We start from the raw sequence: 13,625 nt of genomic DNA, 5'->3' as shown, positions 1-13,625 counted from the left end.
CTTCGGGGACGCTCCGAAGAGGTCCTGGCACGTGCCCTTTATAAGCTCAGCAGGAAGGCGGTGTGCCACGGCGTGTCGGGACGGGAGGGCTCGAGGGTGAGTGAGCCGCCATGGGCCAGGGCGATCTGGCGGGCGAGGCTGAGGCCGATGCCGTTGCCGTTGGGTTTCAGCGAGAAGAAGGGGCGGAAGATCGCGTCGCGATAGGCGTCTTCGATGCCGCTGCCATTGTCGCGGACGGCGATGACCATGCCGGTCGATGTGGCATGGCCCTGGAGCCAGACGGTGGGGCCGGCGGCGTCGCTGGAGGCGAGGGCGGCTTCCGCCGCGTTGTTGAGCAGGTTCAGCAGCGCCTGTTCCATCTGCGCCGCGTCGAGGCGGACGATGACGCGCCTGGAGGGGACGCTCGTTTCCAGATGCACGCGGCCGTTCCAGCGGGCGTGGAACAGCGCGCCGAGCGCGCGCAGCAGGTCGTGCAGGTCGGTCGGGCGCAGGTCGGGGGGCGGCAGGCGGGCCAGGTCGCGATAGCCCTGCACGAAGCGGTCCAGCCCGCGTGTGCGGCGCAGGATGGTGGCCAATGCCTCGCGGATCATGTCCGCCGCCGGCGGGTCCATGGGGTGGTCCGCGACCTCGTGGGCCGTTTCGGCCAGGGAGATGATCGGGGTCAGCGAATTCATGATCTCGTGGCCGAGGATCTGGAGCAGGTCGCGCAGGGTGCGCGCGTCGGCGGCGTTCAGCTCCGCCTCGATATCGGTCAGGGCCAGGAAATGCGTCACCCCGCCCGCGCCGCTGCCCTGCGCGATGGCGAGCGCGAAGGTGCGGGGCGGGGCGTCCGGCATGGTGGGAATGCGTACGATGCGGCGTTCGGGCGTGGGGGTGCCCAGCAGGGATGCCGTGTCGGCGGGCAGGCGGTCCTCGGTGGCGAACAGGCGGCGGGCGGCGCGGTTGGCGGCGTGGAAGGCGCCGTCGCCCGTGCGGTAGAGCAGGGGGATGGGCGCATGGTCCAGCAGGGCCCGGTTGCGCAGCCGCTCGCGGTCCGACGGCCGGACGATGGAGGTTTCCACCCGTACCGGGCGGCGCGACAGGCCGGCCAGCGTGGCCAGGTGGACGGTCGCCGTGCCCAGGGCCGCCAGCGCCAGCAATGCGGTGGTGGCATACAGGCCGGCCGCCAGCGCGTGCGGTGCCAGCAGGCAGGCGCCCGCGACCATGAGGATGCAGACCACGAAACTGCGGATGGCGCGCATCTACAGGCCGTAGCGCGCCATGCGGCGATACAAAGCGGGGCGGGTCAGCCCCAGGTCGCGTGCCGCATGCGAGACGTTGAAGCCGTGCCGGCGCAGCGCGGCCTCGATCAGGGCCTGTTCCGACTGCGCCAGGGTGGGGTTGTCGTGGGCGCGTTCGCCGTCGGTGGACACGGGGGAGGTCACATCGCCCAGCACCACCATCCGCTCCATCGCCGCGCGGAGTTCGCGGACATTCTGCGGCCAGGGGCGCAGGCGGAGGGCGTCGAGGGATGCGGCATCCAGCGCCGGTTCGGCGAGGCCGTGGCGGATGGCGAAATAATGCAGGAAGTGGGCGGCGAGTGCCGGAATATCGTCCGGGCGCTCCGTAAGGGGGGGCAGCGATATGCGGACGGCCTCGATCGGCAGCCACAGGCGGGGGGGCAGGCGGGCGGCGAGTTCCTCCGGCCCCAGGGCGGACAGGGCCAGGACACGGGGCGGGGCGGTGCCGTCCAGCCGGTCAGCCAGGGCGCGTTGGAGCGGGGATGTCAGTGCCTCGATACCGCGCAGGACCCAGGTGCCGTGCCCGGGCGGCAGGGCGGACAGGCCATCCGCGTCGAGCAGGAGCGGTGGTTGCGCATCGCCCGACCGCGCATGGATGCGGCGGGCCAGCAGGGTCTTGCCGCTGCCGGGCGGCCCCGAGAGCAGCATGTGCGCGCGGGTGGGGGCGACGCGGTCGGCCAGGGCGATCGGCGCGCGCATCTGCTCCGACACCGCGATCAGGACGGGTTCGTCCGTTTCCGCCCCCGGCGCTTCGGGGCGGGCTTCGCGCCGCTGGCGGTCCAGCGTGTCGTGCAGCAGGGTGACCAGCCGTTCGTTATGCCACGGCTTCATGACGAAATCGGTGGCGCCCTCGCGCATGGCGGCGACGGCGATGGCAACCCCGCTATGGCCTGTCACCACGATGACCGGCAGCGCGGGGCGCAGCGCGTGCAGGTCGCGCAGCAGGGCCAGCCCTTCCGCCCCGGTGGTGGCGCCGGGGGCGTAGTTCAGGTCCAGCAGCACCAGGTCGATCGGGGCGGCGGCGACGCGGGTGAGGGCCTCTGCCGCGTTGTGTGCCGCGAGTACGCGAAAACCGCGCCGCGTCAGCAGCAGGCGGGCGGCGGACTGGATGTCGGCATCGTCATCGACGAACAGGACCGTTGGCTGGCTGGCCGGGTCCGTCATGGTGTGGTCGCTCCCGATTCGTTTCGCAGTCGTCCGGATACCGTCTTGACACGTCTAGGGGACTGTCCGGTTTCGGACAGTTTGTCCGCTGGCGGACAGGGTGAGGCGGTGATGCGGAAAACATCGTTTTCTTACAATGGGATAAAAATCCGTTCGGGTACCATACACTGTTTGCGAACGAGGGAAACAGAGCATGGACCGACCGATTTCATCCCCCGGCGCGGTGGCGTCGCCAACACGTCCGATCCCGGGTGGGGGGATGGATCGGGCGGTGCGCCGTTCGCGCCATCATGTGCTGATGCGGCGCGCGAGGCGCTGGGGTGTCGCGGCCGCAATGGTGATGGCTGGCGTGGTCGTGTGGCGGATAGTGCCGGCGTCGGGCACGCTGTCGGTCCGCAATGACCAGTTGACGATCGAGACTGTCCGCTCGGCGCCGTTTCTGGATTATCTGCCGGTTCGGGCCAGCGTGGCGCCGCTGCATGTGACCTATGTCGGGGCGGTGCAGGGCGGCGAGGTGTCGGAGGTTGTGGCCCGTGACGGCGCGTTGGTGGCAAAGGGCGATATTCTCGCGCGGCTGACCAACCCGCAGCTTCAACTGGATGTCACGTCGCGCGAGGCGCAGATTGCCAGCCAGTTGGGCGCGGTCAGCGCGCAGCGGCTGGCGTTGCAGCAGACGCGGACCAGCGAGGAAAGCCAGCTTGGCGAGGCGCGCTACAATCTGCTGAAGGCGCGGCGGGAACTGGAGATTCACGAACAGCTCCACGGGCAGGGGTTCGAATCCGACGCCAATCTGCAAAGCTATCGCGACGAGGCGGAGTATGATGCCAGTCGCGTGGCCCGGCTGGATGCGGCGCGGGCGCAGGATCTGGCGGTGGCGGCGCGGCAGAGCGACGAAATCGACCGTGAGGCGCAGCGGCTGCGCAGCAATCTGGAAGTGGTGGAGGACAGTCTGAACGCGCTGGTGCTGCGCGCGCCGGTGGCGGGGCGGCTGACGAATTTCGACCTTCAGCCGGGGCAGTCGCTGAAGGCGGGCGACCGGATCGGGCAGATCGACAGCGAGGGCCAGTATCGGCTGGATGCCGATATCGACGAATTCTATCTCGGCCGGGTCTCGGTCGGGCAGCGGGCGGATGCCGAAATGGGGGATGCGAAGGTCGCGATGACGGTGGCGCGCGTGCATCCGCAGGTGACCAACGGGCAGTTCCGCGCCGAACTGACCTTTGACGGGGCGATGCCCGCCGGGCTGCGCCGGGGCGAGAGCGTGGATGTGCGGATCACGCTGGGCGAGACGCATCCGGCGCTGGTTCTGTCCAACGGCGCGTGGCTGGAAGCCGGCGGCGGGGCGGCGGCCTTCGTCATGACGCCGGACGGGCATGGTGCCGACCGGGCGGCGATCACGTCCGGGCGGCGCAATCCGGAGCAGGTCGAAATTACGGGCGGGCTGCACGCGGGGGATCGCGTGGTCGTCTCGTCATATAATTCCTACAAGAATTTCAATCATCTCTCGATCCACTGAACCACGACCACAGAACGAACGGAATGCAACGGACATGCTGATCGACCTTTCCCACATCCAGCGCCTCTATCGCTCCGACGAGGTTGAGACGACGGCGCTGCTCGATATTCACCTTGGTATCGAGGCGGGTGAATTCGTCGCCATCATGGGCCCTTCGGGCTGCGGCAAATCCACGCTGCTGAACATTCTCGGCACCATCGACCGGCCGACCTCCGGCTCCTATTCCTTCGGCGGGCAGGAGCTGACCGAGCTGGGGGAGGCTGCGCTGGCGGCGTTTCGTCGGGAAAATCTGGGTTATGTCTTTCAGAGTTTCAATCTGATCGACGAATTGACGATCGAGGAGAATATCGAGCTTGCCCTGATCTATCGCCGGATGCCCAAGGCCGAACGGCGGCACCGGGTGGCCCATGCCATGGATCATGTGGGGATTGCCCATCGGGCGCGCCATTATCCGTCGCAGCTTTCGGGCGGGCAGCAGCAGCGAGCGGCGATCGCCCGCGCCATTGTCGGTGAACCGCGCCTGATCCTGGCGGACGAACCGACCGGCAACCTCGATACCGAAAACGGCGCGCAGGTGATGGATATTCTCCAGCGCCTGAATGACGAGGGGGCGACCATCGTGATGGTGACCCATTCGCCCAGCCATGCCGACCTGGCGAAGCGCCGCGTGGACATGCTGGACGGGCAGGTCGTGATCTCGGTCCGCAATGCCATATAGGGAGCGGCGGCGATGCTGACGACCATCCTGCGCGGTGCCCTGCGGCAGGCGCGGCGCCATCCGGTCTATGTCGGGCTCGACCTTCTGGGTCTGGCGCTGGGGATCGGCGTGTTCCTGAGCCTGGCGTTGCTGGTGCGGTATGAATCCAGCTTCAATGCCGGGCTGCCGGGTGTCGAACGGCTGGTGCGGGTGGACGAACATTGGACGCTGGCCGGGATCGCGCCGATGGAGGAAGCGGATATCAGTTTTCTCGCCCTGCCGTTTCTACGCCAGGATTTTCCGGAAATCGAGGATGCCGCGCGGCTTCTGCCGTCGGCATTCCGTACCGAGCAGGGTGGCGCCTTTACGAAATTCGACGGTTATGAAACGGATCCGTCGTTCTTTCGTGTCTTTGGAATCGCTTTGTCGCGCGGGGTGGTGGACGATGCGCTGTCGCGGCCGGACGGGCTGGTGCTGTCGGAAGCGGCCGCGATGAAGGCATTCGGGACGCGCGATATCCTGGGCCGGCGCGTTGAACTCAACAAAGCGGGCGTGCGGTCGGTTCATGTCGTGACCGGTGTCATGGCGCCCATTCATGGACCGAATCTTCTTGCCCGTGCCGAGATGATCGTGCCCATTCCCGGCGAGGAAGCGCGGACGCGATCGTGCTTTCTGTATTGGGGATCGGCGTGCGGCGCGATCGTCCTGCGTCTGAGGACGCCGGAGGATATCGGTGCCATGCGCGCGCGGCTGCGTGATTTCGTCATCCGCCATGCCTCGGGCGCCGATGACGATCGTGTCGCCATCGGCCCGCATCCGGAGAAGATCTATGAAATGCGGCTGGTGCCGCTGCGTCGCCTGAATTTTTACGATGTGGGCGTGGTGGATAGCGATGACGGCGTGGACCGCAATGTGGTCAACGCGATCGGGCTGATCGGATTCCTGGCGCTGGTGCTGGCGTGTGCCAATACGGTCAATCTGGCCACCGCGCGGGCCGGGCTGCGGGCGCGGGAGGTCGCGGTGCGGAAGACGCTGGGTGCCACGCGCCGGGTGCTGTTCGTCCAGTTCATGGGCGAGGCGCTGGTCGTCACCGCCGTCGCGGGGATTGTCGGCCTGGTGCTGTGCGAGATCCTGACGCCCGAGATCGCGAGCCTGACCGGGGAAGGGGTGACGGTTTCATACGGGTTCGTGCTGGCGGTGCTGCCGGTGGTGGTCGTGGTGGCCGGCCTGGCCAGCGGGTTTCATCCGGCCACGATCCTGTCCGGCTATCGGCCGGCGGCCGTGCTGGCGGCGGCGCGCATGCCCTCGGGCGGGCGGGGTGCCGCGCGGCTGCGTAATGCGCTGGTCGCGGGGCAGTTCGCGATCGCGATCGCCATCGTCATCTGCACGCTGGTGATCGACCGGCAGACCGCGTTCATGCGCGATGCCGACCGGGGATACAGCAAATCCGGCCTGCTGATCGGCCAGCAGGTGCTCGGCGGCGACCTGGAGCAGGAGCGCAGGATGCTCGATACCCTGCGGGCGGTGCCGGGTGTCTCCGCCGTCGGGTTTGGCGAACTGGAGCCCGCGCCCCATGCGATGTCGCGCTCGGATTATAAATATGCCGGGCCGAACGGCCAGGTTTCGATCCAGATGCTGTTCGACCGGGTGGGGCCCGGTTATTTCGAGGTCTATCGTCCACGCCTGCTGGCGGGGCGCTGGTTCGACCCGGAACGCGGGCAGGACGAGGGGCCGGATGCCGACGATCTTCTGAAGAGCAAAGGCAGTTTCAATGTCGTCGTCAATGTCAAGGCGACGACGACATTGGGCTTCGCCACGCCCCGGCAGGCGATTGGCCAGGTCCTTACGGCGGATGGGCTGAGAGCGCGGATCATCGGCGTGATGGACGACATGCGCTTCGTCTCGCCACGGGAGGAGGTGGCGCCGGAGATCATCTTCTTCGACACGTTGGCCCGGGTGCCGTTCGTCGATCCTATTCCGGCCGTGCGCTTTCAGGGTGTGGCGCGGGCGGAGATGGCGCGGCGCCTCGACCGGGCCTGGGCCTCCGTCCGGCCGGAGCTGGCCAGCAATTTCCAGCCGGCCGACGAGCGGATGGCCGAACTGTTCGTGGGCGACGAGCGACGGGGGCATATCTTTACTGTCGGCGCGGTGGTGGCGCTGCTGATCGCCTGCATGGGGCTGTACAGCCTGGCGGCGTTCTCTGCGATCCGGCGGGTGCATGAGATCGGTATCCGCAAGACGCTGGGGGCTTCCGGCGGGCAGATCACCATTCTGCTGCTGCGCGATTTCCTGCGGCCGGTGGCGCTGGCCTGCGTGCTGGCCTGCCCGGTGGCGTGGGTCGTGATGCGGGGCTGGCTGTCGGGGTTCGAACAGCGCGTGCCGCTGAGCCCGCTGCATTTCCTGGTCGCGGTCGCGGCGGCGCTGCTGATCGCGGCGCTGACGGTGCTGGGGCAGACGGTGCGTGTCGCGCGTGCCGAGCCGGCGCGGGCGCTGCGGGCGCAGTAGGCGACATGACGGCATCCGTTTTCATTCCGGTCGTGCTTCCCGCCCTGGCGGGGAGGGTGGCCTTTCGCCCTGTGGCGGCCTGGGGAGGCATCGCGTGCTTGCTACCATCCTGAAAAGCGTTGTGCGCCAGATTCGGCGGCATCCGCTCTATGTCGGGCTCAATGTGTTCGGGCTGGCGCTGGGGATCGGCGTGTTCCTGACGCTGGCGCTGCTGGTGCGCTACGAATATGGCTTCAACGCCGCGTTGCCGGACGTGGACAGGCTGGTGCGGGTGGACACGCGCTGGTCGCTGCCTGGCACCGCGCCGGGGGAATATGCAGGCAGCACCTTCCATGCCCTGTCTTTTCTGCGCGAAGATTTTCCGGAAATCGAGACGGCCGCCCGATTGGAGAATACCGGGTTGAGCACGGTGCGGGAGGGGAATTTTACCGCGTTCGTTTCCGGCCTGACCGATCCGTCCTTCTTTCGTGTCTTCGGGCTGAAACTGCTGCATGGGGCGCCAGATGAGGCGCTTGCGCGACCCGACGGGCTGGTGCTTTCGGAGCGGGCCGCGATCCGGCTGTTCGGCACGACGGACGTGATGGGACGCACGGTGCCGGTCAATCGCGACGGGGTTACGGTGAACCATACGGTTACGGGCGTGCTGGCGAGAAAGACGACGCCGGATTTTCTCTCCGACATCGAGATGCTGGCCCCATTTGCGTCGTCGGATCTGACCCGGTCCTGTTTTGTTGCCTGGGGGAGTGATTGCGGCAGGCTTTATCTGAAACTGCGCCGGCCGGGCGACATCGTTTCCGTGAATGCGCGGATGCGTGATTTCGTCATCCGTCATGCCGCAGGAGCGGATAGCGACGCCAATGCGCTGGGCATGCATCCTGAGAAGGTGTTCGGGCTCTCGCTGGCGCCGTTGCGGGGGGCGCGGTTCCGTGATTTCCATGTTCTGTATGCCGATGACGGGGTGGACCGTACCGTCATCAACAGTATCGGACTGATGGGGCTGCTGGCGCTGGCGCTGGCTTGTGCCAATGCGATCAATCTTGCCACGGCGCGGGCCGGGCTCCGTGCCCGCGAGGTGGCGATCCGCAAGACGCTTGGCGCCTCGCGGAAGGTGTTGTTCGTCCAGTTCATGGGTGAGGCGATGCTGGTGGCCGTCATTGCCGGCGTGCTTGGTCTTGCCTTGTGCGAAATCCTGGTGCCCGAGGTGGCGAGCCTGACGGGGGAGGCGCTTGTCGTCCGCTATGGGCTGGTCGGCGTTCTGCTGCCGCTGATCGTCGTCGCCTGCGGGTTTGCAAGCGGGGTTTATCCTTCCATGGTGTTGTCCGGTTATCGGCCGGCTGCCGTGCTGGCTGCCGCACGGATGCCGTCTGGCGGACGAGGGGCTGCGCGGCTGCGCGACGCGCTGGTGACGGGGCAGTTCGGTATCGCGGTCACGATCGTTATCTGCATGCTGGTGATCAACCATCAGACGGACTTCATGCGCACGGCCGACCCCGGCTATGTGCGTTCCGGGTTGTTGATCGGGTCGGCGATGCCGGGCAATGACCTTGCCGCCCAGCGCAGGATGCTGGATGCGTTGCGTGCGGTGCCCGGCGTCGTGGCGGCGGGCTTCGGCGAACTGGCGCCGAGCCCGGATAACAAGACCCGTTCGACCTATACATATGACGGGCCGTCCGGGCCGGTGCATGTGCATCTGCTACAGGACATCGTGAGCACCAGCTATTTCGAGGTGTATAGGCCGCGCCTGCTGGCGGGGCGTTGGTTCGACACAGCCCGTGGGCTGGATGACATGCCGGCGCGCGATGAAACGCGGACCCGCACGGCCGGCGCCGTTCTCAATGCGAGTGCTGTATCCCGGTTCGGTTTTGCTTCGCCGGCTGAGGCGCTTGGCAAGGTTATCGGGACCGGTGGGATTACGGCCCGGATCATCGGCGTGATCGACGATGTGCGCTTCGAATCACCCCGGCAGGCCATCTATCCGGAAATCATATTCTTCGACACGCTCTCGAAACGGCCTTTCGTCGATCCTATACCGGCCGTTCGGTTTCAAGGTGTGGTGGAGTCCGACATGGCGCGGCGGCTGAACCGGGCCTGGGCGGGGGTTCTGCCCGACGTTGCCAGCGATTTTTCGGCCGTCGATGCGCGGATGGCGGCTTATTACAGCGGCGATGAGCGGCGCGGGCGGATCTTTACGCTGGGTGCCGTGGCGGCGCTGCTGATTGCCTGCATGGGGCTGTATGGGCTTGCGGCCTTCGCGGCCGCGCGGCGGGTGCATGAGATCGGTATTCGCAAGACGCTGGGCGCGACCGGACGCCAGATCGTGACGCTGCTGCTGGGGGACTTTCTCCGGCCCGTGGTGGTGGCCTGCCTGTTGGCCTGTCCCATTGCCTGGGTCGTCATGCGGCGCTGGCTGGCGGGGTTCGACGAGCGTATCGCGCTGACGCCGGCGCATTTCCTGATCGCGGTGGCTGGCGCCGTCGCCATCGCCATTCTCACCGTCCTTGGACAGACCTTTCATCTTGCGCGTGCCGAGCCGGCGCGGGCCTTGCGGGCGGAGTGATCGCCGTGCGTATTCTTTCAGAACCTGACCGAAAATATGCGCGGGCGGTCATCCGACGCGCGTTTTCGGCCAGGCTTTCAGCGGCGTTTGGGCTTTCGCTTGCCGCCGTGTCGCCCGCCGCCGCGCAGACGCTTCAGGAATCGCTGGCGCTGGCCTATCGCGGCAATCCGACATTGCTGGGCGAGCAGGCGAACCAGCGGGCCGTGACCGAGAATTCGGCGCAGGCGCGCAGTGGCTGGCGGCCGACCGTGTCGGTCAACATGGATGCGAACTACCAGCAGGGGCCCTATACCAGCGCCTTTGCGCTGGGGACCTTCACGTCGAATTATGCGGAAGGATATGTCTCGGCCAAGCAGACGCTGTATTCGTTCGGCCATGTCGCCAACCAGGTGCGGGCGGCGGATGCGCGGTCGCGGGCCGAGGGGCAGGCGGTGCGGCTGACCGAATCGCAGGTCTTCACCAGTGCCATCAGCGCCTACATGGATGTGCTGCGCGACCGATACGTGCTGGATGTGCGCGTGGCCGATCTGGAGATGCTGGTGCGGCAGGTGCGGCTGATCACCTCGCGCTACACTCTGGGCGGCGCGCCGGGCGAGCAGGTGACGCGCACCGATGTGGAGCAGGCCGAGACGCGCCGCCGTTCGGCCGAGGTGGCCTTGACGCAGGCGCGGGCGACGCTGGCGGCGTCGGAGGCGAATTTCCGGGCCGTCATCGGTGTCATGCCGGCGCAACTGACCATGCCGGACGGGTTGCCGGGCCTGCCGCCCTCGATCGAGCAGGCTGTGCGGCAGGCGATTGCGGCCAATCCCCAACTGGCGCAGACGCGCGAGATGAAATCGGCCACCGAGGCCGATATCGATACCGCGCGGTCGCAATGGGGGCCGCAGATTCAGGTGCAGGGGCTGTTTGGCACCGTGGGGCCGGCGGCGCCGTTTCGGGGGCATGAATATTCGGAACAGGTCAGCGGCACCGTGTCGCTGGTGCAGCCGCTTTATAATGGTGACCTGTATAATTCGCAGATCCGGCAGGCGCGCGACAAGGACGAGCAGGCCCGGCAGAATCTGGAGCAGGCCCGGCGGGCGGCGTTGCAGGACGTGGTGACCAACTGGCGGGCGGTCGAGAACGGCCAGCAGGCGATCCAGGCCAGCCTGGCGGAAGTGCAATCGGGCGAGACGACGCTGAAGGGTTATCAGGTCGAATATGGCTATGGGCTGCGCAGCACCACCGACGTGCTGTATGCCGACCAGAATTTGCGCGCCGCTCAGGTGGATCTGGCGGGCAGCCGCCATGACACGATCGTCGCGGAAGCGAAGCTGCTGGCCTCGATCGGGCGGTTGCAGGCCCGCGATTTGCTGCCGGGCACCCAGCATTATGACAGCGAGGCCGCGTTGCATCGCGCGCGGACCAGAGGGTGGGAGCCGCTGCAGACGCCGATTGCCGCCCTTGACCGGGCGGGCTGGTAGAGATGGCAGATACGGGAGGGCGAATGATGTTTGCGTCCGGTTTCAGAATCCTGCCCCGGCATGGGCCTTATGGTGCGATCAACCTGCTTGGGCTGGGGCTGGGGGTTGCCGTCTTCCTGATGATGATGCTGATCGTGCGGTACGAATACGGGTATGACAGCTACCTGCCCGGTGCGTCGCATATCTATCAGGTCGATGATGATTTTCGCCCGGCCGGGCGGGCGCCCTATCAATCGAGTTATATCAGTTTCGTGCCCGTTCCTTTCATGGAGCAGGATTTTCCCGAAATCAGCCAGGCGGTTCGCGTTTTCGAAAATCCGGTGCCCGTACGGGCCGGAGAGGTGCTGGGACGCGACGTGGTAACACTGACCGACCGGAATTTTTTCTCCGTCTTCGACCTGCCCCTTCTGGAAGGAAACAAGGCGACGGCGCTCGATGGACCCGGCAAGGTGGTGCTGTCGGCCACGATGGCGCGGAAGTATTTCGGCACCGTCCATGCGGTCGGCCGCCGGCTGCGGATCGACAATAGCGGTGACGATAATGTGGTGTCGGCCATTGTGGCCGACCCGCCGCCCAATTCCACCGGCGACTTCAGGATCATCACCGTTTTTCCCAGTTCCTGGATGGATAAATGGCCATTTCGCAACTGGGGGAGCCTGTGGGGGCATGTGTGGGTAAGGATTGACGATGCCCGGGCCGTGCCGCGCATCGTCGCCGGATTGCGCGGATTTCCGTATCGGCATCCGGGAAACTGGAAGGAGAGCCTGATCCGTTTTACATATGGCGATGGCGGGTTGATGCTGGTGCCGCTGCGCGCGGTGCATTTCCATAATGCGTCGATCGGCGAGGGAGGGGCCAGCCGCCGGCTGATCGATATCCTCGGGCTGGTCGGGTTGGCGGCGCTGGCGACCGCGATCGTGAATTACGTCAATCTCGCCACCGCGCGATCGGGGCTGCGGGCGCGTGAGGTTGCGATGCGCAAGGTGCTGGGGGCGACCCGTCCGGCGCTGATCGTGCGCTTCATGGGCGATGCGATCATGCTGGTCGGGGTGTCGGTGCTGGTCGGGCTGGCGCTGACGGAACTCTCGCTGCGGTGGGTCAACATGCTGGGCGGATGGAATGTCGCCTTCGACTGGGGCTTCGTGCTGCCGGTGTCGGTGCTGGTCGTGCTGGTGGTGGGGATCGTTGCCGGGATCTATCCCGCGCTGGTCCTGTCGTCGTTCCGTCCGGCTTCTGTGCTGGCGGCGAGCCGGATGCCGGCGGGCGGGCGGATCGAGAGTGCGCTGCGCAGCGTGCTTGTGGTGCTGCAATTCGGTTTTGCCATCGTGCTGGCGGTCTGCACGATCGTGATGACCGATCAGGCGGCGTTCGTTCGCGTGCTCGATCGCGGAATCAGCAAGGAGGGCGTGATCGTCATCGATGCGCTGGCGAACTCCAGCCTGGCGGCGCGGCAGGATGAGATTGTGCGCCGGCTGGGCGAGGTGCCGGGGGTACGGATCGCCACGCGATCGGACATGTATCCTCACCATACCATCGACAGCGACAATTTTCGCCCTCCGGGTGGCGATAGTCTGATCTCCGTCTGGTGGGGCTATGCCACGCCCGGATATTTCGAGGCGATCGGGGCGAGGCTGGTCGCGGGACGCCTGTTCGACGCGCATCAGGGTAATGATTATCACGTCGCCCGGGAGAAGGAGGTGGCGGGTACCAGCATCGTCATTTCGCGCCTGACGGCGGAACGGTTCGGCTTTGCGTCGCCGGAGGCGGCGGTGGGGCATGAATTGCGGGAAGATGGTGTCGCGCAAACCTATCGCATCATCGGGGTGATCGACGACATCCGGTTCGGCGGCGCGCACGAGCCGATGCGTCCATTGCTGTATTACGGCCGCTCGGGATCGTTTGACGAGGCAGGCGCGATCATCCGTTATGAGGGGGCGTCGCAGGCTGAGGAAATGGCGCGTCTGCGGTCGGCCTGGGCGAGTATCGCGCCGGATATTCCGTTCTCGGCCCAGGGTGTAAGCGATATTTTTGCCGACGATTTTCGCAGCGACCAGAATTATGGTGCGCTGTTCGGCATTGGCTCCGCTGTTGCAATCGGTATTGCATGCCTGGGGCTGTTCGGCCTGTCGTCGTTCAACGTGTCGCGCCGCCGGCATGAGATCGGGGTGCGCAAGGTGCTGGGGGCGGATCGTCGCCAGGTCCTGGCCCTGCTGGCCGGTCAGTTTCTCCGGCCCGTGCTGATCGCGAACCTGATCGCGTGGCCGGTCGCGTGGGTGTTCATGAGCCGGTGGCTGTCGGGGTTCGATCAGCGGATTGCGCTGACACCGTGGCCGTTCGTGATTGCGGCGGGCGGCGCGGCGCTGATCGCGCTGCTGACCGTGATTGGACAATCCGCCAAGGCGGCGGCCGATCCGCCGGCTTCCTCGCTGAGGGCAGGATAGGG

8 protein-coding genes are annotated in these 13,625 nt (G+C 66.6%); 6 read left to right on the top strand and 2 right to left on the bottom strand.

What is annotated here, in order from left to right:
* Nucleotides 1-38: 38 nt before the first annotated feature.
* Both HLH35_RS13775 and HLH35_RS13770 read right to left on the bottom strand, forming a co-directional pair.
* Nucleotides 39-1,241 carry a sensor histidine kinase gene (locus HLH35_RS13775; protein WP_246385096.1) on the bottom strand — a complete coding sequence of 401 codons (1,203 nt, stop codon included), beginning with the start codon at nucleotides 1,239-1,241 and terminating at the stop codon, nucleotides 39-41.
* Nucleotides 1,242-2,444, bottom strand: a complete 1,203-nt coding sequence (locus HLH35_RS13770; protein ID WP_182979685.1) for a sigma-54-dependent transcriptional regulator — start codon at nucleotides 2,442-2,444, stop codon at nucleotides 1,242-1,244.
* A gap of 193 nt (nucleotides 2,445-2,637) precedes the next feature.
* On the opposite strand from HLH35_RS13770, the gene HLH35_RS13765 reads away from it, so the two are divergent.
* The 6 genes from HLH35_RS13765 to HLH35_RS13740 all read left to right on the top strand — a co-directional run bounded on the left by HLH35_RS13765 (nucleotide 2,638) and on the right by HLH35_RS13740 (nucleotide 13,623).
* Entirely contained in the window at nucleotides 2,638-3,960 is a 1,323-nt protein-coding gene (locus tag HLH35_RS13765; protein WP_246385095.1) for an efflux RND transporter periplasmic adaptor subunit, read from the top strand.
* A gap of 34 nt (nucleotides 3,961-3,994) precedes the next feature.
* Nucleotides 3,995-4,678, top strand: a complete 684-nt coding sequence (locus tag HLH35_RS13760; RefSeq protein WP_182979684.1) for an ABC transporter ATP-binding protein — start codon at nucleotides 3,995-3,997, stop codon at nucleotides 4,676-4,678.
* 12 nt (nucleotides 4,679-4,690) lie between these two features.
* The gene (locus HLH35_RS13755) at nucleotides 4,691-7,162 is read left to right on the top strand and encodes an ABC transporter permease (protein ID WP_182979683.1); all 2,472 of its coding nucleotides are present in this window, start codon (nucleotides 4,691-4,693) and stop codon (nucleotides 7,160-7,162) included.
* Nucleotides 7,163-7,256: 94 nt separating this feature from the next.
* On the top strand, nucleotides 7,257-9,719 hold the full coding sequence (locus HLH35_RS20320; protein WP_182979682.1) for an ABC transporter permease: 2,463 nt from the start codon (nucleotides 7,257-7,259) through the stop codon (nucleotides 9,717-9,719).
* A gap of 5 nt (nucleotides 9,720-9,724) precedes the next feature.
* Nucleotides 9,725-11,182, top strand: coding sequence for a TolC family outer membrane protein (locus HLH35_RS13745; RefSeq protein WP_338029355.1), 1,458 nt, complete (start codon nucleotides 9,725-9,727; stop codon nucleotides 11,180-11,182).
* Between the two features lie 23 nt (nucleotides 11,183-11,205).
* Nucleotides 11,206-13,623 (top strand): ABC transporter permease, encoded by a 2,418-nt coding sequence (locus HLH35_RS13740; RefSeq protein ID WP_246385094.1) that lies wholly within the window; start codon nucleotides 11,206-11,208, stop codon nucleotides 13,621-13,623.
* Nucleotides 13,624-13,625 lie beyond the last annotated feature (2 nt).

Source organism: Gluconacetobacter asukensis, from assembly GCF_014174375.1.
Classification (GTDB): Bacteria; Pseudomonadota; Alphaproteobacteria; order Acetobacterales; family Acetobacteraceae; genus Gluconacetobacter; species Gluconacetobacter asukensis.
Note: the sequence above shows the minus strand (reverse complement) of the source record. Positions and strands in the feature narration are given on the sequence as shown.

Bases quoted from the DNA above. Each gene is read 5' to 3' on its own strand.
- HLH35_RS13740 (WP_246385094.1), top strand. From the start codon at position 11,206: ATGATGTTTGCGTCCGGTTTCAGAATCCTGCCCCGGCATGGGCCTTAT.
- HLH35_RS13770 (WP_182979685.1), bottom strand. From the start codon at position 2,444: ATGACGGACCCGGCCAGCCAGCCAACGGTCCTGTTCGTCGATGACGAT.
- HLH35_RS13765 (WP_246385095.1), top strand. From the start codon at position 2,638: ATGGACCGACCGATTTCATCCCCCGGCGCGGTGGCGTCGCCAACACGT.
- HLH35_RS13775 (WP_246385096.1), bottom strand. From the start codon at position 1,241: ATGCGCGCCATCCGCAGTTTCGTGGTCTGCATCCTCATGGTCGCGGGC.
- HLH35_RS13760 (WP_182979684.1), top strand. From the start codon at position 3,995: ATGCTGATCGACCTTTCCCACATCCAGCGCCTCTATCGCTCCGACGAG.
- HLH35_RS13755 (WP_182979683.1), top strand. From the start codon at position 4,691: ATGCTGACGACCATCCTGCGCGGTGCCCTGCGGCAGGCGCGGCGCCAT.